Below are 19,420 nucleotides of genomic sequence, written 5' to 3'. Positions count from 1 at the left end.
TCGCCGATACCGATACCCCGCATCCATCCCATCAGCCACCATGAGCGACACCGACGACGTCCAGGCCACCATCGAGCAACTCTGGATCTACCCCGTCAAATCCTGCGCCGGGGTGCGCCTGGAAGAAGCCGAGCTGACCGACACCGGCCTGCTCTACGACCGGGCCTGGATGGTGGTCGACCAACAAGGCGAATTCGTGACGCAGCGCGAACTGCCGCGCATGGCGCTGATCCAGCCCAGCTTCAAGTTGGGGCAACTGGTGCTGCGCGCGCCGGGCATGCTGTCGCTGCATCTGGCGCTGGACGCAGCCGAGGACCCGGCCACGGTGCGCGTGTGGAACGACACCGTCGAGGCCTACGACATGGGCGACATCGCGGCCCAGTGGTTCAGCGATTTCCTGGGGCCGGACGCGCCCGATTCGCTCAAACGCCTGCGCCTGGCGCGCTTTGACCCCGAGGTGCGCCGCCCCAGCGACCCGAAGTGGACCGGTGGCCGCGAGGCCGCTACCCAGTTCGCCGACGGCTTCGCGGTGCTGCTGACCAGCGCCGCCTCGCTGGACGAACTCAACGCCCGCCTGGTGGGTGATGGCCACGCGCCGGTGGACCAGCGCCGCGTGCGGCCGAACATCGTGCTCGGCGGCCTGCAGTCGCACGACGAGGACCGCGTGGGCGCGCTGACCATCACCACCGACGACGGCCCGGCCGTGATCGAACCGGTGAAGCCTTGCGCGCGCTGCCCGATCCCCGACGTCGACCCCGATTCCGCGCTGCCCGGCCACGTGGTGGGCGACGCGCTGCGCGGCTACCGCGCGGACCCGCGCGTGGGCGGCGCCATCACTTTCGGCATGAACGCCATCGTGCTGGAAGGCGATGGCCGGATGCTGCGCGTGGGGCAGCGCGTCAGCGGGGACTGGCGCTTCGACTGAGCGGGCCTGGCGCCCCGGTGCCGAACTGGTCGCGGAACTGCGCCGGGGTGAGGCCGGTGTGGGCGCGAAACTGCCGCGTGAAGTGCGGCTGGTCGGCAAAACCGCTGAGGTAACCCACCTCGGCGAGTGAGGTCGCACCGCTGGCGAGATGGTGCGCCGAATGGTTCAGGCGCGCCTGCACGAGCAGGCCACTGAAGTGCGCGCCCTGGTCGGCGAGTCGGCGCTGCAGGGTGCGCGGCGCCAGGCCCATGGCCTGCGACAGGCGCGCGAGCGTCCAGCCACGCGCCGGGTCGGCTTGAAGCAGGTTGAGCGGCGTGTGCGATGCATCGGCGGCCGGCGGCCGCGTGGTGCCACGCCATTCCCATTCCCAGGCGTGCAGTGGCGGGGGCCAGCGCGTGGCGCGCCAGCCATCGTCGAACAGCCAGGACCGCGTACCGCATGGCCGCGCGCGCAGACCCGATATACCCAGCCGCTGCGTCAGCGCCAGCAGCAGGCCGACGACCAGCAGGTCCTCGGCGTCGGTGGGCGGCTCCGCGCGGCGCAGCGACAGGTGGCGCAGGCTCAGCGCCGCTGGCCCGGTGGCGCGCACCTCGACGCGGTGGCGCGAGTGCACGAAGCGCTCCAGCCGCTGCCAGCGTTCCAGCAGATCGAACGGGTCGCGCGCCGGGGCGAAGGCGGTGAGCAGGGGGTCGTCCGGCAGGTCGTGCACGGCTTCGCCCAGGCGCGCGATGACGCCGGGGCCATGCGCCTGCCACACGGCCTGCAGGCGCGCGCGCTTGTCGGGCAGCGCCACGCGGCCCAGGTGGCTGGGCGCGGCGGGGGGTAGTGCCAGGCCCTGGCGGCGCAGGCCCTGGTGCACCACGCGCATCATCGCGGCCGGCGCGAAATCGTCCATGGGCTCAAGTCTGCGCCAGAACGGCCGGGTTGATGGGAAATCGCGTGACCCGGTGGCCGGTGGCGGCGCGCACGGCGTTGGCGATCGCCGCCGCCGCGGCGACGATGATCGTTTCGCCCGCGCCGCCCGGCGCCTCGCCTTCGTCGATCAGCACCACGTCCAGCGGCGGCAGGTCGTGGATGCGGGGGATGGGCGCGCTGGCGAAGCTGTCGCTGCTCACGCCACCCGCGGCCACCTCCAGCGCGTCGCTCAAGGCCATGCCCAAGCCCCACACGAGGTTGCCTTCGCACTGGGCGCGCACCGTGTCGGGGTCGATGAGGTGACCGCTGTCGTGTGCGCAGCCCAGGCGCGTGATCCGCACCGTGCCGTCGGGCGCCACCTGCACGTCGGCCACCACGGCTGCGTGGCTGAGCTGCTTGTAGGTGCCGCAGGCCACGCCGCGTCCACTGCGCGGGCCGCTTGGCGCGGGTGGCGCGGCGGCCACGGCGGCGCGCAGCGTGCGCGCCAGGCGCGCATCGGTGAGGTGGTCGAGGTGGAAGGCGACCGGGTCCAGCCCGGCGGCGTGCGCGCACTCGTCGATGGCGGACTCGATGGCCAGGCCGTTCGGCCCCGCGCCCAGCCCGCGCCAGGGGCCGGTGAACACCGGCAGGCGTACCAGCGCGAAGCGCACGTCGGTGTTCGGCACGCGGTAGGGCAGCGCGGCGCCGCGCGCCACGCCGGGGTCGCCGGCCACGGTGTCGGTGATGCGCTGCAGCCAGGCCGGCACGCCGGCCGAGGTGAACAGGATGTGGCTGCTGGCGAAGTGGTGCTGCCAGTCGACCAGCCGCCCCTCGCGAAGGCGTGCGCGCAGGCGGTGGCTGGAAGGCGGGCGGTGGAAGCCCTGGCGCAACTCCTGCGTGCGGGTCCATTGCACCTTCACGGGCGCGCGCACGGCTTCGCACAGCAACGCGGCCTCAAGTTCCACCGTGCAGATCGTTTTGCCGCCGAAGGCGCCGCCCACGCGGCAGGGGTGCACGCGCACGCGCTGCGCGTCGAGGCCCAGGGTCTGGCTCACCACGTCGCGCTGGTACCAGGCGTCCTGCGAGCCGACCCACAGATCAAGCGTGCCGTCAGCACCCGGCGCGGCTACCGCCGCGCGCGGCTCGATGGCGGCGTGGGCCGCGAAGGGAATGTCGATGCGCAGATCGACGTCCCAGGCCGCGCCTTCGTCCACGCGGCCCGCGTCCAGCACCTCGTGCGGCAGGCGCCCGCGCGCGCGGTGCGTGTCGACGTCGAGCAGCCGCGCGACGCTGGCGCCGTCGTGGCCACCACTCTTACTTTGCCAGCGCACGGACAGGGCGGCCTCGATGCGGTCGAGCGCGCCCGGTGTGCGCGCCACGAGGCCCAGTCCGTGGGCCTGAGCCTGACGCAGGCGCTCGTCGCGCACCAAGGCCACGAAGCCGGGCACGGCGCGGGCGGCGGCGTCGTTCCACTCCACGGGCCGCGACGGGAGTTCGGGCGAGGTCGGTGCGCGCAGCACGCGACCGAACAGCAGGCCGGGAGGCCGAACGTCCGCCACGTACAGCGGGGCGCCGGTGACGATCTCGTGGCCGTGCACGAGCGGCAGTGGCGCCCGCGGCTCAGGGCGGCGGCGGAACGCGCGCAGCGACGACGCCGGCAAGGGTTCGGCCTCGAGTTGCCCCTGCGTGTCGCCGCGCGCCAGGGCCTCGCGCAAGGTGGCGCAGGCCTGGGCCAGGGGCAGCGCGAAGTCGCGCACCGATTCGCTGCCCACGGTGGCGCGCACACGGGCCGTGTCGCCCGTGGTGGGCAGGACGAGTTCGACGCTGCGGGCGTCCACGCCCAGTTCGTCTGCCGCCACTTGCCGCAGCGCCGTTGCGATCTGCTGGCCCATCTCGGCGCGCGGCAGGCGCAGCGTGAAGCGCCCCTGCTCATGGTGGATCCAGCCGAGCGCGTCCTCGTAGCCCGACACCGGCCGCTTGGGAAACACCGGCAACGTGCAGCCCGGCAGGGCGAAGCCCACCACAAGGCCCGTACCCGCCTGCAGGAAGCCACGGCGCTTCATTGCGCGCCCTCGGCCAGCGCGCGGGCCGCGCGGTGCACGGCCGCGCGCACGCGCTGCTGCGTGCCGCAGCGGCACAGGTGCCCGGCCAGCGCGGCGTCGATCTGCGCGTCGCTGGGCACCGGGTGCTCGTGCAGCAGGGCGGCCGCGGCGACGATCTGGCCGGCCTGGCAGTAGCCGCATTGCGGCACGCGCTCGTCGAGCCAGGCCTGCTGGACGGGGTGCAGGCCCTTCCCGGCGCTGGCCAGTCCTTCCACGGTGGTGATGCGTCGGCCGGCGGCGGCGCTGACCGGCAGCAGGCAACTGCGCGCCGGCACGCCGTCCACCAGCACCGTGCAGGCGCCGCACTGGCCCACACCACAGCCGTGCTTGCTGCCCACGAGGCCCAGGTGTTCGCGCAGCACCCAGAGCAGTCGCTCGTCGCGCCAAGCCGGCGCGATGGCCTGGCGCTGTCCGTTGATGTCGAGTTCCATGGCGGGTCTCCCAATCGAGGAGCCCGCATGCTGCGCGCCGGCCGCTCCGCCGTCTTGAACGATCACGCCACGCGTGACGCGTGGCGGGTGCGCCGCCTTAGCGGGCGGCCTGTTCGCTCGCGTAGCGCGCCAGCGTGGCGGCCAGGTCGCCCAGGTCGCGCTGCACAGTGGCGAAGCCGGCGTTGCGCTCGCGCGTGACCTCATCCATGTAGGTCGGTCGGCGGATCTCGATCTGCAGGCTGTGCCGCCGCCGCGCGGGCTGGCCGATGCGTGCGATCAGTTGCACGCCCTTGTACGGGTCGTTGCGGGCCACGGTGTACCCGCGGGCGCGCAGCCCGCTCTCCACCAGATCGACGAAGGCCGGCTCACAGGTGCTGCCGTCGCGGTCGCCCAGCACGAAATCCGCCAGCGGGCGCGGGCTGCGGATGCGCAGGCGCTCGTAGGCGTCGTTGGGCATGGAATGCAGGTTGAGGTGCCAGACCGCCCCGAAGCGCACGGCGGTGTCCTCGATGCAGCGCGTCAGCGCCGCGTGGTAGGGGCGGTAGCAGCGTTCGATGCGCGCGCGCACCTCGGACACCGTGAGCCGGCGGGCATAGATCGGCGTGTCGGCGGCGATGTTGCGCCAGACCAGGCCGTAGCCCAGGCGCGTTTTCTCGCCGGGGTTCAGCGGCTGCGGCCAGGGGCCATCGAGCAGGTCCGCGTCGAGGTCGTCCTCCGTGCGGTTGCAGTCGATGTAGGTGCGCGGAAAGTGGGCGGCCAGCAGGCTGCCGCCCACCGCGGGCACCGCCGCCCACAGCGCGTCCACGTGCGTGTCCTCGCCGCGGCGCAGCAAGGCGCGCGGCACGGCGTGGTCGTAGTCGGCCGGGTAGTCGGTGCCGCTGTGCGGCGAGTCGCACACCAGCGGCACGGGCGCGGTCAGTGGACGGTGCAGCGTGAACGGCGTGTCGAGCGGCATCGATCAGTCCAGCGAGATCTTGGCCATCTTCGCCACGCGCGCGTAGCGCTCCATGGCCTGCTGGATCTGCTGGGCGAATGCCTGCGGCGTGCCCGGAATCAGCGTCGCGCCCGACTCGTCCATCTTCTGGATGAAGGCGGGGATCTTCATGGCCTTGTGCAGGGCGGCATTGAGCCTGGCGACCACCTCGGGCGGCGTGCCCGCCGGCGCCACGACGCCGAACCAGCCGCCCGTGCCCATCTGCGGGAATCCGAGCTCGCCGTACGTGGGCACATCCGGCAGCGAGGGCGAGCGTTTCTCGCTCAGCACCGCCAGTGCGCGCAGCTTGCCGGACTGGATGTTCGTCAGTGCCGACGGCAGGTTGTCGGTAATGGCGGTCACCTGGCCCGAGAGGGCATCCGTCATGGCTTGCCCCGCGCCCTTGTAGGGGATGTGCAGCAACTGGAACTTCGCCAGGGCCATGAAGTGCTCGATGTTGGCGTGGCCCAGCGAGCCCATGCCGGGCGAGGCGAAGCTGTATTTGCCGGGGTTGGCCTGGGCCAGGGCGATGAACTCCTTCATGGTGTTCGCTGGCGTGCTCGGGTGCACCGCGAACACGCTGGGCGTGGTCGCCACGTTGGTGATCGGCGCAAAGTCCTTCACCGGGTCGTAACGCAGCCGGTTGCCGTACACCGCCGGGTTGCTGCCGTGCGTGCTGACCGTGGCCATGCCCAGGGTGTAGCCGTCGGGGGCCGAGCGCGCCACGAATTCCATGCCGGTGGAGCCGCCGGCACCGGCCTTGTTCTCCACCACGATCGACTGGCCCAGTTCGCGGCTGCCGTATTCGGCCACCAGGCGCGCGGCCAGGTCGGTGGAGCCGCCGGGCGCGAAGGGCACGACCAGCTTGATCGGGCGGTTCGGGTAAGGGGCCTGCGCCTGGGCGCTGCCCAGGGCCAGCGCGGCGGTCAGGGTCAGCGCGGCGCGCAGCAGGGTGGGCATGTTCATGGGGTGTCTCCTCCGTCAGCAATGAGGAGCCGCAGCGTAGGGACGAGGGCAGGGGTGGGCAAACGACATTTTCGGCGAGGGTGATGACATGATGTAATCGCCGCCATGCGCATCCTGAGCCCCTCGCTGGTGGAGTTGCACGCCTTCTTGGGGGTGGTCCGGCACGGCAGCTTCCGGCGCGCGGCCGACGAGCTGTGCGTGACACAGGCCGCCGTGAGCCGCGCGGTGGCCCGGCTAGAAAGCCACCTCGGCGTGCGCCTGTTCGATCGCACGGCCAGCGGCGTGCGCCTCACGGCGGCGGGCGGCGAACTGCGTGGCCAGGTGGAGGCGCCAGTGGCGGCGCTGGAAGCCGCCGCGGGCCGTGTGCGCGCCCGGCCCGAGACCCGGCGCCTGCGCCTGTCCGTGGTGCCCAGCCTGGGCAACCTGTGGCTCCTGCCGCGCCTGGAGTCGTTCCGCCAGGCGCACCCGGACATCGACATCGAGTTCCGCCAATACCACCACGACGAAGACTTCACCCGCGCCGACGTGGACCTGTGGCTCGCGCTCAAGACCGGTGCGCGGCGGCGCTGGCCCCGGCAGGTGGCGGCGCAGTACCTCATCGGGCGCGAGATCGTGGCGGTGTGCGCGCCCGCGCTGGCGCAGGGCGTCGAGGGCGCGGACGCGCTGCTGGGCCTGCCCAAGCTCTACCACAGCAACTACCGGGACAACTGGGGGTTGTGGGCCGACGCCGTGGGCGCCCACCTGCCCGCGAACTGGCGCGGCACCGGCTTCGACCTGGTGATGAACCTGATCGAGGCAGCCCGTTCGGGCATGGGCGTGGCGGTGGTCCAGCGCTGCATGGTGCAGAGCGAACTGGCGGCTGGCCGGTTGGTGATGCCGGTGGCGGGCGCCGCCACCACCGACCGGGGCTACTACCTGTGCCGCCTGCGCGCGGCCGCCGACTCGGCGGCCGCGCAGGCCTTCGCAAGCTGGGTGCGCGCGCAGGCCGCCCGAGGCGGGGCCTGAACGCCCGCTTGGTACACGCTCAGTACAATCAGCGTCCCCTTCTCCCGGCGCCAAGGGGAAGGCATCCCCGGCGCGCCACCACCCCCCACCCACGTCATGAGCTTGAAATGCGGCATCGTGGGCCTGCCCAACGTGGGCAAGTCCACGCTCTTCAACGCCCTCACCAAGGCCGGCATCGCGGCCGAGAACTACCCGTTCTGCACCATCGAGCCCAACACGGGCGTGGTCGAGGTGCCCGATCCGCGCCTGGCGCAACTTGCGAAGGTGGTTCAACCGCAGCGCATCGTGCCCGCCATCGTCGAGTTCGTGGACATCGCGGGCCTGGTGGCCGGCGCCAGCAAGGGCGAGGGTCTGGGCAACCAGTTTCTCGCGCACATCCGCGAGACCGACGCCACCGTCAACGTGGTGCGCTGCTTCGAAGACCCGAACGTCATCCACGTGGCTGGCAAGGTCGACCCGATCGCCGACATCGAGGTGATCCAGACCGAACTCTGCCTGGCCGACCTGTCCACGGTCGAGAAGAGCGTGCAGCGCGCGCAGAAGACCGCGCGTGCCGGCGACAAGGAAGCGCAGAAGCTGCTGGTGGTGCTGGAGAAATGCCAGGCCGCCTTGAACGAAGCCAGGCCCGTGCGCACGCTCGACCTCTCCAAGGAAGACCGCGCGCTGATCAAACCCCTGTTCCTCATCACCGCCAAGCCCGCGATGTTCGTGGCCAACGTGGCCGAGGACGGTTTCGAGAACAACCCGCTGCTCGATCGCCTGAAGGCGTACGCCGAGGCCCAGCAGGCGCCAGTGGTGGCCATTTGCGCCAAGCTCGAAGCCGAGATGGCCGAGATGAACGACGAGGACCGCCAGATGTTCCTCGAGGAGATGGGCCTTGAGGAGCCCGGCCTGCACCGCCTCATTCGCGCAGCCTATGGCCTGCTGGGCCTGCAGACCTACTTCACCGCTGGCGAGAAGGAAGTGCGCGCCTGGACCATCCACGTGGGTGACACGGGCCCCCAGGCCGCCGGTGTGATCCACACCGACTTCGAAAAGGGCTACATCCGCGCCCAGACCATTGCCTTCGACGACTACATCGCGCACGGCGGCGAGCAAGGCGCGAAGGAGGCGGGCAAGATGCGCGCCGAGGGCAAGGACTACGTCGTCAAGGACGGCGACGTCATGAACTTCCTGTTCTCGGGCTGAGAGACATCGCCTGCGCTGCGATGAACCAATGACAAGGGCCCTGAAACGGGCCCTTGTTCTTTTCGGGGAAGCGGCGGTGTTCAGCGATCGTCCGCGCAGTCCTCGGGATCGTGCCCGGCCGAGCCTGGTGCATCGCGCAGGAAGGCCATCAGACGGCTCAGTTCCGATTGCAGTTGCGGATCGGCCGCCGCCGCGTCGGCCAGGTGACTGCTGCGCATCAAGGCCACCGTGGCGTCGCGCCGCGCCTGGCGTCGCGCCACGTGGTCCAGCAGCCATTCGCGGCGGGCGCTGTCTCTGGGGTTGACCGCTACGGACGGCGCCACGCCGGGGCGGCGGAAGATCAGGTTGCCGCGGGCGGGAGTGGTGGCCGGTGTGGGCTGATCCGCCTCTTCATTGGCGGGCGCTGCGGTCGCGTCATCGGAAGCGGGCGTATTGGTGGACATGCGGGGCCTCAATAAAGATGAGTGAGCATCGGCACGACTCAGGCGCGCGTCAACATGGCGCTCGGAACTTTGGGCACTTCGCTGTTGGACGAATCCGCTCCCTCGATGTACATGGTCCACAGCAGCCGCAGGCCTTCCAGTCGCAGCAGCTCATTGGCCAGCACGATGTGCCGGTTCGACTCGTCCTCCAGGAACACGTCGTTGATCAGGAGCAGGGTCTCGTCCTCGTCGTCCTTGGCCAGGCGCATGCTGCCCAGTTCGCCCCACAGCAGGTTGAAGGTTAGCGCGGCCGAATGCACCTTGGGCCGCGCGGCTTCCGAAGGTTCACCCAGCGCCGTGGTGAGCACCAGGCGGGTGGGGTGCTGTGCCCACTCCACCACGCACTCGCCGCCGGTCTCCAGGTGCACCAGCCAAGTGGCTTCGCGCAGTTCGACCACGGCCTCGACGGCCTCGCTGTGTTCGGCCGCGGCCACCAGGCAGGCGGCAGCGTCTTCGGGGGTGCGGAGTTCGGTCATGGGGCCTCGGCGGTCGGTGGCAGGGGATGTGCTGGCTTGAGTACCGGGGCCGGGTGATTGGTTCGGCGTGGCCGGGGGCTAGGTCGATTGATCGATACTGGCGACAAAGGCGAGATGTGTTCTGCGCTCGGGGTGGACGAGGTTTTGAGGCAGGTCTGGAACTGACAAAGCGTGGCCGCCTCTTGTAAAGGCGCCACGCCATGCTGTGGGACGAATCGGGGTCGCGATGCCGTCCATTTGCGGGTGCTGATCAGATGGCCTGCTGCTTTTCCTCGGCTTTCAGCAGTTCGCTTCGGTATTCGGTCAGCGCATGGTGATCACCTTTGCCGACTTGTTTCAGCAGGTTGGTTTTGTCCAAGTAGTAGTTCAGTTTGTCCAGATCACTCAGGGGCTGATCGTTTGCCACCTCTGGCGGCTGCGGCAGATTGCTCAGCAGCGTGCGCGCGAATGGGAGGCGACCTCCATCCACAAGTGAATCCGACACCTCGCTGTTCGTCTTTTGAATCGCAAACGCCGTTCGTGCATCGAGTACAGAAATGGCGTTGTCGATTGCATCCATCAAATCCAGATCTTCGGCGTCGATGGTGGGGGTATCGGACGCCTGGGTCTTGATCGGCTCGATGGCTACCACTGTTGGCGCGGGTGTTTCGATCTTGAGTTCGTGCCCGGACATACTGAGTGAGGTTGCGGTCGTCGAATTAGGCTGCGAATTCTGCGACGCGGGAGCAGGCGGCGCGGTTTCCTGTTTCGCCGGGCCGTCTTTCTGCGCCTTTTCTAGCGTGAGGGCTGCTTGGCGGAACTTGGAGGTGACCTCAAAGCCTCCGCCATGGCTGTTGAGGTTGCTAAGCAGATCTTGCTTGGCATCGAAGACTGCTTGCTTGTAGCCAACGAAGCTGTCCGTCAGGCCAAGCTTGGCGAGGGTACCCAGCGCTTTCTTGTCCGCATATTCGTACTTGCCGTCCTCTGGCTCGTTAAATGAAACATAGAGCCGACCCAGCCAGTCCTTCTTGGCGTACAGCGTTCGGGCGTTCGGGTAATGACCCAGCAGCTTGTTCAGATGATCGAAGTTGATCTCTCCGGTTTTGGAGTCGATCACTGTGCGCTTCAAGGCCTGGCGGTCAGCACGATCCGCAACCTTCGGTTTGGTGGGCGCTCTGAAATAGGAGGCAATGCGTGTCATGGTCGGTCTTTGAGATGTCGGATTGACAGAAGTACCAGCGATGTCGATGTCGATGGCGAGTGCTGGTGCTGAGGAACGGTCCGTCAGAATTGGTTCATCTCACAGGCGAACGCCCGCGCGGTGTCGCCAGCAGGCTCATCCCGATGGCCAAGACCGCCACGCACAGCCCCACCCGATGCAGTTCGAGCATGTGGCCTTGGGCAATCAACAGGCCGCCCAGGCCCGCCCCCAGCGCCTGCCCGCTGTACATGGCCGAGGAATTGAGCGCGACTGTCGCAGGTGCCAGGACGGGCGACATCTGCACCAGCCGCGCCTGCTGAGCCGAGTTGGCCGAGAAACACCCCAGCGCCCAGGGAATCAGGACGAGGGCCTGCATCCAGATGGATGAACGCCCCAGCGGCCAGGCCAGCAAAGACAAGGCGATCAGGCTCAAGGTGAGCAGCACGGCGCGCGGCGCACCCATGCGGTCGATGGACCGCGAAACCAGCACGTTGCCCAGTAGGCCGAACGCGCCGAACCACAGGAAGAGCAGCGACAAACCGCCGCCACCCAGCGCATGCGTCTGCGCAAAGTAAGGCGCGAAGTACGAAAACAGCGTGAACTGCGAGAACGCCGACAGCAGCGTCACGCCGATGGCCATCATCAGCGGCGCCGAACCCAGGGCCTGGCCCCAGGATTCGCGGGACAGCGCGGCAGGCCGCACACCGTTGGGCACGGCGCGCCACACCCAGACGCTGACCACCAGCGCCATCACGGCCACCAGCCCGAAGGCCCAGCGCCAGCCCAGCACACCACTGATCCAGGCCGACAGCGGCATGCCCATCACCGACGCCACCGACCAGCCCAGAAACACGAAGGTGATGCCTCGACCGCGCTGCTCCGGCGGCACCAGCAGGCCGATGCAGGCCGCCGCCTGCGGCGTGAACACGGCCGGCGAGACCACGGCCAACACGCGCAAGGGCAGCAGCGCGGCGTAGTTCGGTGCCAGCGCGCAGGCGGCGTGCAGCAGGCCATACCAGATCAAGGACCACGTGAGCAGGCGGCGCCGGTCCCAGCCCGCCACGAGGCCGGCGAACAGCGGCGCGCCCAGGCCCATCAGAATGGCGGCGGCCGTGATCAGTTGCCCCGCCTGTGGCACCGAAATGGCCAGTGATTGGCTGATGTCGTTGAGCGTGCCCGGCACCACCATCACGCCGGTGCCGATGACGAAGTTACCGACCATCAGCGCCCACAGGCTGTGGGGCAGGGCGTTGCGACTCACAGGGCAAGCCTTTCGGGAAAGAACCAGAGCAGCGCCGCGGTCATGCACAGGTAGCGCACGAACTTGCCGATCGCCATGTAGGCCAGGCATGGCCAGAACGGGAAGCGCAGCCAGCCAGCCACCGCGCACAGCGGATCGCCCACCACGGGCAGCCAGCTCAACAGGCAGGCCTTGGGGCCGAAGCGCTCAAGCCAATGCAGTGCGCGCAGTTCGGTGCTGTTGCCGCGCGCGCGGTCCACCAGCCGGTGGGTGCCCAGGCCCATGGCCCAACTCACCGCGCCACCCAGGGTGTTGCCCGCGGTGGCCACCAGCACGGCCGGCCAGAACAGCTCGGGATTAAGTTTGATGAGCCCGAACACCGCGGGCTCGGAGCCCATGGGCAGCAGCGTGGCCGAAACGAAGGCCACGACGAAGACGGTCGTCAGGCCGTACTCGGGCAGGGCGAGCAGTTGGGCGAGGTGCTGGAACCAGGAGGGCATGGACGCGGCGGGGGGGCGCGCGGATTCTGTCATCGATTCCTATCCTCTCGAGCTGATGCCTGATATTCCACCCCTGCGTGTGTGCTCGCAAGCCCGCGCCGTACAGGAGGGGTTCATGCTTCTGGCGGCGCAGGGAATGAAGGGGCTTCAAGCTCGCGCCGCGGCGAGCTGGCTTCCGCTCTGTGGCAGGCGCGCGTTCTTCTGCAGCCGGTGCAAGGCTTCAATCGCTACCTGAGGTCCGGGGTGTCTTTGAAGCTCGCGTTGCCCATCAATACCTTGACGGCTTCGGTGGCACGCAGCCATCGCGCCTTTTCCTTTTCCGGTTTGGCTTCGGCAGCGACTTCGAGGTCGTTGACCTCCGCCAGCAACTGGCGGGCGTACTCGGTGCCTGCACCCGGGGACTGGTAGTGCCGGCCAATCACAGTCGTACTTTGCTGTGCAAGTAGCTTGTCGACAGCGACCGTATCGCCTCGAAAGTGAAGGACTTGAAAGGTGGGACTCTGTTGCCGCTTGAACAACTCGAATGCGCCCGCCAGTGCGGAGCAGATAGTTCTTGAAGTGACCAAGGCAATTGGCCTGGTTCCGGTCTTCGTAAGAGATGGCGCCTGGAGGCGAGTCCTGCCTGGGGTGCTGAAATTTTGAGCAGATACAATCCGCCCTCCGCCGCCGGCCTGCGCCCGGCGCCCCCGTCCGAACCGCTCCACGCCAGTTCCCGCCACGCCATGCAGATCGGGGCCCATGTCCTGCCCAACGCCTTGTTCGTCGCGCCCATGGCCGGGGTGACGGATCGGCCGTTCCGCAAGCTGTGCAAGCGGCTGGGCGCGGGCTACGCGGTAAGCGAGATGGTGACCAGCCGGCGCGAGCTGTGGGACAGCCTCAAGACCTCGCGCCGCGCCAATCACGAGGGCGAACCTGCGCCGATTTCGGTGCAGATCGCCGGCACCGATCCGCAGTCCATGGCCGATGCCGCGCGCTACAACATCGACCGCGGCGCGCAGATCATCGACATCAACATGGGCTGTCCGGCCAAGAAGGTGTGCAACAAGTGGGCGGGCAGCGCGCTCATGCAGGACGAGGCCCTCGCGATCGGCATTGTCGAGGCCGTGGTCCGGGCCTGCGAGCCGCACGGCGTGCCGGTCACGCTCAAGATGCGCACCGGCTGGTGCGACGCGGTGCGCAACGCGCCCGTGCTGGCCTTGGCCGCCGAGAGCGCTGGCGTACAGATGCTGACCGTGCACGGCCGCACGCGCGAGCAGGGCTACAAGGGGCAGGCCGAGCACGACACCGTGGCACACATCAAGAGCCACGTGCGCATTCCGGTGGTGGCCAATGGCGACATCGCTTCCCCCGAGGCCGCGCGCGAGGTGCTGCGGCGCACCGGCGCCGACGCGATCATGGTCGGTCGCGCCGCGCAAGGCCGGCCCTGGATCTTCCGCGAGATTGCGCATTTCCTCGCCACCGGCGAGCACCTGCCTCCGCCCGGCCTGTCGCAGGTCAAGACCTGGCTGCTGGAGCACCTCGACGACCACTACGACCTGTACGGCGAAAGCACCGGCGTGCGCAGTGCGCGCAAGCACCTGGGATGGTACGTTCAGTCGTTGCCGCTGCCGTCCGGCGAAGCCGCGCGCTTTCGCGCGAGTGTCAACGCCACCCACACCATCGATGACCAACGCCGCGTCGTGACCCAGACCTTTGATGCCTGGATCGACGCGGACTTCGGCGCCGTTGCCGACTGGAAGCTGGCCGCATGAAAAAGACCAATACGTTGGACGAGTGCATCCGCGACAGCCTCGAGGCCTACTTCCGCGACCTCGACGGCACCGAACCCGCCAACCTGCACGACATGCTGGTGAAGGCCGTGGAGCGCCCGCTGCTCGAGGTGGTGATGGCCCAGGCGCAGTACAACCAGTCGCGCGCGGCGCAGTGGCTGGGCCTGAATCGCAACACCCTGCGCAAGAAGCTGCTCGATCACGGCCTTCTCGACTGAATTCCCAACTTTCCTCTGTTACCCCATGCGCGCTCTCATCTCCGTTTCCGACAAGACCGGCATCGTCGATCTCGCCCGCTCGCTGCACTCGCTCGGCGTGACCCTGCTATCCACCGGCGGTACGGCCAAACTGCTGGCGGATCAGGGTCTGCCCGTGACCGAGGTGGCCGAGGTCACCGGCTTTCCCGAGATGCTCGACGGCCGAGTGAAGACGCTGCACCCCAAGGTGCACGGCGGTCTGCTGGCGCGGCGCGACCTGCCCGATCACATGGCCGCCCTGCGTGAGCACGGCATCGAGACCATCGACATCCTGGTGGTGAACCTTTACCCCTTCGAGGCCACGGTGGCCAAGGCAGGCTGCACGCTGGCGGACGCGATCGAGAACATCGACATCGGCGGCCCTGCCATGGTGCGCAGCGCGGCCAAGAACTGGAAGGACGTGGCGGTGCTTACCGACGCGTCGCAGTACGCTGGCGTGGCCGAGGAACTCAAGGCAAGCGGCACGCTGAGCGACAAGACGCGCTTCGCCCTTTCGGTGGCGGCGTTCAACCGCATCAGCAACTACGACGGCGCGATCAGCGACTACCTCTCGTCGGTCGAGTTCGACGAAGCGGCCGAAGTGCCGAAGCGCAACGCCTACTCGGCGCAGGCCAACGGCCGCTTCGTCAAGCTGCAGGACCTGCGCTACGGCGAGAACCCGCACCAGACGGCCGCGTTCTATCGAGACCTGTACCCTGCGCCCGGCTCGCTGGTCACCGCGACACAGCTGCAGGGCAAGGAACTCTCGTACAACAACATCGCCGACGCCGACGCTGCCTGGGAATGCGTCAAGAGTTTCGATGAGCCTGCCTGCGTGATCGTCAAACATGCCAACCCCTGCGGCGTGGCCGTGGGCAGCGGCCCGCTGCAGGCCTACCAGAAGGCCTTCCAGACCGACCCGACCAGCGCCTTTGGCGGCATCATCGCGCTCAACCGCCCGCTCGATGGCGCCGTGGCCGAGGCCATCAGCAAGCAGTTCGTCGAGGTGCTCATGGCGCCGGGTTACTCACCCGAGGCGCTGGCCGTGTTCAAAGCCAAGGCCAATGTGCGCGTGTTGAAGATCGACCTGCCTCCGGGCGGTCCCACCGCGTGGGACAAGGGACTGAACCTGTCCGACGTGAAGCGCGTGGGATCGGGCCTGCTGATCCAGTCGGCCGACAACCACGTGCTTCAGCGCGAGGACCTGAAAGTGGTAACGAAGCAGCAACCCACGTCACAGCAACTGGATGACCTGCTGTTTGCCTGGAAAGTGGCCAAGTTCGTCAAGTCCAACGCCATCGTCTTCTGCAAGGATGGCATGACCATGGGTGTTGGCGCGGGCCAGATGAGTCGCCTCGACTCGGCGCGCATCGCCAGCATCAAGGCGGGCCATGCCAATCTCTCTCTGCAAGGTACGGCGGTGGCCAGCGATGCCTTCTTCCCGTTCCGCGATGGCCTGGACGTGGTGGTTGATGCCGGCGCGAGCTGCGTGATCCAACCCGGTGGCTCCATGCGCGACCAGGAGGTCATCGACGCCGCGAACGAACGCGGCGTGGCGATGGTGTTCTCAGGGGTGCGGCACTTCCGTCACTGAGGCGGCCGGCTGGCCCGGCGGCGGGCTCAGGCCAGCGCGCGCAGGCTCTCGGCAGCGGCGGCGATCGTCTCTTCGACGTCGGCCGCGCTGTGGGCCGCGCTGACGAAGCCGGCTTCATACAGTGCAGGCGCGATATAGACGCCTCGATCGAGCAGGCCGTGGAACAGGGCATTGAACTTCGTGCCATCGGTCTTCATGACGGTCTGGTAGTTCTGTGGCAACTCGGGCATGAGGAAGAAGCCGAACATGCCACCCTCGGCGTCCACACTGAAAGGCACGCCCGCTGAGTCGGCCGTGGCCTTGAGGCCATCCACCAACTGGCGGGTGCGCGCCGACAGCGCGTCGAAGAAGCCGGGCTTGCGGATCTCGGCGAGGGTTGCGAGACCGCAAGCCGTGGCCACCGGGTTGCCCGACAGCGTGCCCGCCTGATAGACCGAGCCCAGCGGCGCGAGTTGTTCCATCACCGCGCGTTTACCGCCAAAGGCGGCCAGTGGCATGCCGCCGCCGATGACCTTGCCCATCACGGTCATGTCTGGCTCGAAGCCCGGAATCTGCTTTGCGTAGACGCTTTGCGCGCCGCCCAAGGCCACGCGGAATCCGGTCATGACTTCGTCGAACACAAGCAGTGCACCATGGCGAGTGCACAGCTCGCGACAGCGCGTCATGAAGGGCACGCTGGCGCGCACGAAGTTCATGTTGCCGGCGATCGGCTCGATCATCAGGCACGCGATGTCTGCGCCGTGCTCGGCGAACGCGGCCTCTAGCTGCTCGAGGTTGTTGTACTCGAGCACCAGGGTGTGCTGCACCACCTCAGGCGGCACACCCGCGCTCGTCGGATTGCCGAAGGTGGCCAGGCCCGAGCCGGCCTTCACCAGCAGCGCGTCGGCGTGACCGTGGTAGCAGCCCTCGAACTTGATGATCTTGCGCCGGCCGGTGGCGCCGCGCGCCAGACGGATCGCGCTCATGCTGGCCTCGGTGCCAGAGCTCACGAGCCGCACCATTTCGAGACTCGGCACCAGCTCCACGATGGCCTGCGCCAGCTCGACCTCGCGTTCGGTAGGGGCACCGAACGAGAAGCCGTCGAGCACGGCTTTTTGCACCGCCTCGAGCACAGCAGGGTGACCATGGCCCAGGATCATCGGACCCCAGGATCCGATGTAGTCGATGTGGCGCTGGCCATTGGCGTCCCAGAAGTAGGCGCCTTGCGCGCGCTGCACGAAGCGCGGCGTGCCGCCGACGGCGCGAAAGGCGCGCACCGGCGAGTTGACGCCGCCGGGGATCAGGGTTTTGGCTCTCTCGAAGAGGTCCAGATTGCGGTCGGGCATGGGGTCAGTGTCGGGTGGTGTCCAGGGGGAAGTCACCAGCGTCCAGCGCGCTGTCTGGCGTGGCGGGATCGGCAGTGGATTCGTCGTCTGAGGCGGGCTCGTCGTCGTGGGCCCAGAACAGGCGGTCGGGCACGGCATGACCCATGCCGGGCTGGAAGCCGGCGTCGAGGCACTGGTCCAGGTAGGTCAGCGCTTCCGCGCAAGCGGTCTGCAGATCGGCCCCACTGGCGATGAGCGCGCACAGGGCGGCCGACAAGGTGTCGCCGGCGCCGGCGAACGTCGCCTCGAAACGTTCGTAGCGGGCGGTGGCCAGCACGGTTTCGGGCGAGGCCAGATGGCTTTCCAAATGCTGATCTGCTGCGTTGAAGCCGGTCACTAGGGTGTAGGGCACGCCGTGCACTGCGGCGGCCCGCGCCACCTCGCGAGGACCCGGGGGGCGATCACCCTCCCACTCCGGCAGCAGCCAGCGGCACAGGGTGCTGTGGTTGCCAACCAGCACCGTGGTCTGCGGCAGCAGCAGTTCGGTGCAGGCGTCAAGGTAGTTCTCGATGTCGAGTTCGTCCCACCAGGACAGGTCCGGCATGTAGGTGATCACCGGCACCTCGGTGTAGTCGCTGGTGATCTGGGCCACGGCGCTGAGGTTCTCTGGTGTTCCCACGAACCCGACCTTGATGGCCCTCACGGGCATGTCCTCCAACGCGCAGCGTGCCTGATCGACTACGGCCTCCTCATCCAGGCTGAAGTGGTCGCGGATCGCGGACGTGTCGCGAACGTAGGCACCGGTCACGACCGGCAGTACATAGGTGGAGGCGCTCGCCATCGCGGTGAGGTCGGCACTCAGGCCACCGGCCCCACTGGGGTCGTTGGCGTTGAACGTCATCACGCAGGGCAGAGCGGACTCGACCGGGGCCGTCGTGGCCTCGCGGTCGACGGAGGAATCGGCGGGATCGGACATGATGAGGGGATTGTGCGGGCTGAGCCGGCTCGCTGGCACTGTGGTGCAAGGGCATCTGGCGCCGGCCATTCGCCTGTGAAATCGCGCCGCAGAGCGCTTGAACAGGCTGGATACAATCGTTGCATTCTACGATACAGACCACAAAAACCATGAGCGATAGCAAGACTTGGATGTGCTTGATCTGCGGCTGGATTTACGACGAAGCAGCAGGCGCACCCGAGCATGGCGTGCCTGCGGGCACCCCTTGGGCCGAGGTTCCAATGAACTGGACCTGTCCCGAGTGTGGGGCCCGCAAGGAAGATTTCGAGATGGTTCAAATCTGATCGGACGGCGGCTCTCGGCTGTCGATCCGTTGTCCCGGTCCGGAGTGGCGTGCCGCTTCGGACCTGATTGTGGTTGAGGAGCCCGTCCATCGTGAGTGCATCGCCTGCCCTGAAGGTTCTCGTCGTCGACGATAGCAACACCATCCGGCGCAGCGCCGAGATCTTCCTCAAGCAGGGCGGCCACGAGGTGCTGCTGGCCGATGATGGCTTCGACGCCCTGGCCAAGATCAACGACTATCAGCCCGATCTGGTTTTCTGCGACATCCTGATGCCGCGGCTGGATGGCTATCAGACCTGCGCAATCATCAAGCGCAACGCTCGCTTCGCGGGCATTCCGGTCGTCATGCTTTCGTCCAAGGACGGCGTCTTCGACAAGGCGCGCGGCCGCATGGTCGGGTCCCAGGATTACCTCACCAAGCCATTCACCAAAGACCAGTTGCTGCAAGCTGTGCAGCAGTTCGGCGCCAACCTCAACGGAGTTTCCTGATGCCCATCCACAAGATCCTCGTCGTCGACGATTCGAAGACCGAGCTCATGGTCCTGTCGGATCTACTGACCAAAAATGGCTACACCGTTCGCACCGCCGAGAATGCGGACGAGGCCTTTCGTCGTCTTGGTGAGGAAAAGCCCGATCTCATTTTGATGGACGTGGTGATGCCCGGCCAGAATGGCTTTCAGTTGACGCGTGCCATCACGCGCGATCCGCAGTACTCCAGCATCCCCATCGTCATGTGCACCAGCAAGAATCTGGAGACGGACCGCGTGTGGGGGATGCGCCAAGGCGCTCGCGATTACGTCACCAAGCCGGTCAACGGCGAAGAGCTGCTTTCCAAGATCCGCGCGCTGGCCTGACGCG

At 68.0% G+C, this 19,420-nt stretch carries 22 protein-coding genes; 9 read left to right on the top strand and 13 right to left on the bottom strand.

The annotated features are described in order from the left end of the window. Nucleotides 1-40 precede the first annotated feature (40 nt). Nucleotides 41-925 (top strand): MOSC domain-containing protein, encoded by an 885-nt coding sequence (locus BN948_RS14560; protein WP_009517791.1) that lies wholly within the window; start codon nt 41-43, stop codon nt 923-925. Here BN948_RS14560 and BN948_RS14555 read toward each other — a convergent pair. From BN948_RS14555 to BN948_RS14535, 5 genes are all read right to left on the bottom strand, one after another. Beyond that, nucleotides 900-1,820, bottom strand: a complete 921-nt coding sequence (locus tag BN948_RS14555; RefSeq protein ID WP_009517790.1) for a helix-turn-helix transcriptional regulator — start codon at nt 1,818-1,820, stop codon at nt 900-902. The two genes, BN948_RS14560 and BN948_RS14555, sit on opposite strands and share 26 nt — an antisense overlap. Before the next feature lie 4 nt (nt 1,821-1,824). Beyond that, the gene (locus BN948_RS14550) at nt 1,825-3,882 is read right to left on the bottom strand and encodes a xanthine dehydrogenase family protein molybdopterin-binding subunit (protein WP_009517789.1); all 2,058 of its coding nucleotides are present in this window, start codon (nt 3,880-3,882) and stop codon (nt 1,825-1,827) included. Continuing rightward, nucleotides 3,879-4,352 (bottom strand): (2Fe-2S)-binding protein, encoded by a 474-nt coding sequence (locus BN948_RS14545; RefSeq protein ID WP_009517788.1) that lies wholly within the window; start codon nt 4,350-4,352, stop codon nt 3,879-3,881. The genes BN948_RS14550 and BN948_RS14545 overlap by 4 nt, the downstream gene beginning before the upstream one ends. Before the next feature lie 97 nt (nt 4,353-4,449). After that, the gene (locus tag BN948_RS14540; protein ID WP_009517787.1) at nt 4,450-5,307 is read right to left on the bottom strand and encodes an N-formylglutamate amidohydrolase; all 858 of its coding nucleotides are present in this window, start codon (nt 5,305-5,307) and stop codon (nt 4,450-4,452) included. 3 nt (nt 5,308-5,310) lie between these two features. Next, complete coding sequence (locus BN948_RS14535) at nt 5,311-6,291, bottom strand: tripartite tricarboxylate transporter substrate binding protein BugE (protein ID WP_009517786.1); 981 nt, start codon at nt 6,289-6,291, stop codon at nt 5,311-5,313. 105 nt (nt 6,292-6,396) lie between these two features. On the opposite strand from BN948_RS14535, the gene BN948_RS14530 reads away from it, so the two are divergent. Continuing rightward, nucleotides 6,397-7,296, top strand: coding sequence for a LysR substrate-binding domain-containing protein (locus tag BN948_RS14530; protein WP_009517785.1), 900 nt, complete (start codon nt 6,397-6,399; stop codon nt 7,294-7,296). Between the two features lie 96 nt (nt 7,297-7,392). Then, nucleotides 7,393-8,484 carry a redox-regulated ATPase YchF gene (ychF, locus tag BN948_RS14525; RefSeq protein ID WP_009517784.1) on the top strand — a complete coding sequence of 364 codons (1,092 nt, stop codon included), beginning with the start codon at nt 7,393-7,395 and terminating at the stop codon, nt 8,482-8,484. Nucleotides 8,485-8,564: 80 nt separating this feature from the next. On the opposite strand, the gene BN948_RS14520 is transcribed toward ychF, so the two are convergent. The 6 genes from BN948_RS14520 to BN948_RS26685 all read right to left on the bottom strand — a co-directional run bounded on the left by BN948_RS14520 (nt 8,565) and on the right by BN948_RS26685 (nt 13,102). Continuing rightward, nucleotides 8,565-8,927, bottom strand: coding sequence for a hypothetical protein (locus tag BN948_RS14520; RefSeq protein ID WP_009517783.1), 363 nt, complete (start codon nt 8,925-8,927; stop codon nt 8,565-8,567). 38 nt (nt 8,928-8,965) lie between these two features. Next, nucleotides 8,966-9,442 (bottom strand): type III secretion system chaperone, encoded by a 477-nt coding sequence (locus tag BN948_RS14515; protein ID WP_009517782.1) that lies wholly within the window; start codon nt 9,440-9,442, stop codon nt 8,966-8,968. 250 nt (nt 9,443-9,692) lie between these two features. Then, complete coding sequence (locus tag BN948_RS14510; protein WP_009517781.1) at nt 9,693-10,622, bottom strand: hypothetical protein; 930 nt, start codon at nt 10,620-10,622, stop codon at nt 9,693-9,695. Nucleotides 10,623-10,716: 94 nt separating this feature from the next. Beyond that, nucleotides 10,717-11,883, bottom strand: a complete 1,167-nt coding sequence (locus BN948_RS14505) for an MFS transporter (protein WP_009517780.1) — start codon at nt 11,881-11,883, stop codon at nt 10,717-10,719. Beyond that, nucleotides 11,880-12,395 carry a YqaA family protein gene (locus BN948_RS14500; RefSeq protein WP_009517779.1) on the bottom strand — a complete coding sequence of 172 codons (516 nt, stop codon included), beginning with the start codon at nt 12,393-12,395 and terminating at the stop codon, nt 11,880-11,882. The genes BN948_RS14505 and BN948_RS14500 overlap by 4 nt, the downstream gene beginning before the upstream one ends. Before the next feature lie 194 nt (nt 12,396-12,589). Further along, nucleotides 12,590-13,102, bottom strand: a complete 513-nt coding sequence (locus tag BN948_RS26685) for a hypothetical protein (RefSeq protein ID WP_138819824.1) — start codon at nt 13,100-13,102, stop codon at nt 12,590-12,592. Between BN948_RS26685 and dusB the strand changes: the two genes are divergently transcribed. From dusB to purH, 3 genes are read left to right on the top strand one after another with little or no spacing between them, the layout of a single operon-like run. Further along, a complete protein-coding gene (gene dusB / locus BN948_RS14490) occupies nt 13,085-14,113 on the top strand; it encodes a tRNA dihydrouridine synthase DusB (RefSeq protein WP_009517777.1) in 1,029 nt (342 codons plus the stop codon). The two genes, BN948_RS26685 and dusB, sit on opposite strands and share 18 nt — an antisense overlap. Continuing rightward, entirely contained in the window at nt 14,110-14,349 is a 240-nt protein-coding gene (locus tag BN948_RS14485) for a Fis family transcriptional regulator (protein ID WP_009517776.1), read from the top strand. The genes dusB and BN948_RS14485 overlap by 4 nt, the downstream gene beginning before the upstream one ends. Nucleotides 14,350-14,374: 25 nt before the next feature. Continuing rightward, nucleotides 14,375-15,961: a bifunctional phosphoribosylaminoimidazolecarboxamide formyltransferase/IMP cyclohydrolase gene (purH, locus tag BN948_RS14480; RefSeq protein ID WP_009517775.1), complete on the top strand. Its 1,587-nt coding sequence runs from the start codon at nt 14,375-14,377 to the stop codon at nt 15,959-15,961. Between the two features lie 26 nt (nt 15,962-15,987). On the opposite strand, the gene hemL is transcribed toward purH, so the two are convergent. After that, a complete protein-coding gene (gene hemL / locus BN948_RS14475) occupies nt 15,988-17,286 on the bottom strand; it encodes a glutamate-1-semialdehyde 2,1-aminomutase (protein ID WP_009517774.1) in 1,299 nt (432 codons plus the stop codon). Between the two features lie 4 nt (nt 17,287-17,290). Then, on the bottom strand, nt 17,291-18,241 hold the full coding sequence (gene thiD, locus BN948_RS14470; RefSeq protein WP_009517773.1) for a bifunctional hydroxymethylpyrimidine kinase/phosphomethylpyrimidine kinase: 951 nt from the start codon (nt 18,239-18,241) through the stop codon (nt 17,291-17,293). Between the two features lie 149 nt (nt 18,242-18,390). Here thiD and BN948_RS26200 point away from each other — a divergent pair, with 149 nt between their 5' ends. The 3 genes from BN948_RS26200 (at nt 18,391) to BN948_RS14460 (ending at nt 19,416) form a co-directional block, all read left to right on the top strand. After that, nucleotides 18,391-18,564, top strand: a complete 174-nt coding sequence (locus tag BN948_RS26200; protein ID WP_081921962.1) for a rubredoxin — start codon at nt 18,391-18,393, stop codon at nt 18,562-18,564. A 91-nt stretch (nt 18,565-18,655) separates the two neighbouring features. Next, a complete protein-coding gene (locus tag BN948_RS14465; protein WP_009517772.1) occupies nt 18,656-19,051 on the top strand; it encodes a response regulator in 396 nt (131 codons plus the stop codon). Next, a complete protein-coding gene (locus BN948_RS14460) occupies nt 19,051-19,416 on the top strand; it encodes a response regulator (protein WP_009517771.1) in 366 nt (121 codons plus the stop codon). The genes BN948_RS14465 and BN948_RS14460 overlap by 1 nt, the downstream gene beginning before the upstream one ends. Nucleotides 19,417-19,420 lie beyond the last annotated feature (4 nt).

This window comes from Hydrogenophaga intermedia, assembly GCF_000723405.1.
Classification (GTDB): Bacteria; Pseudomonadota; Gammaproteobacteria; order Burkholderiales; family Burkholderiaceae_C; genus Hydrogenophaga; species Hydrogenophaga intermedia.
Note: the sequence above shows the minus strand (reverse complement) of the source record. Positions and strands in the feature narration are given on the sequence as shown.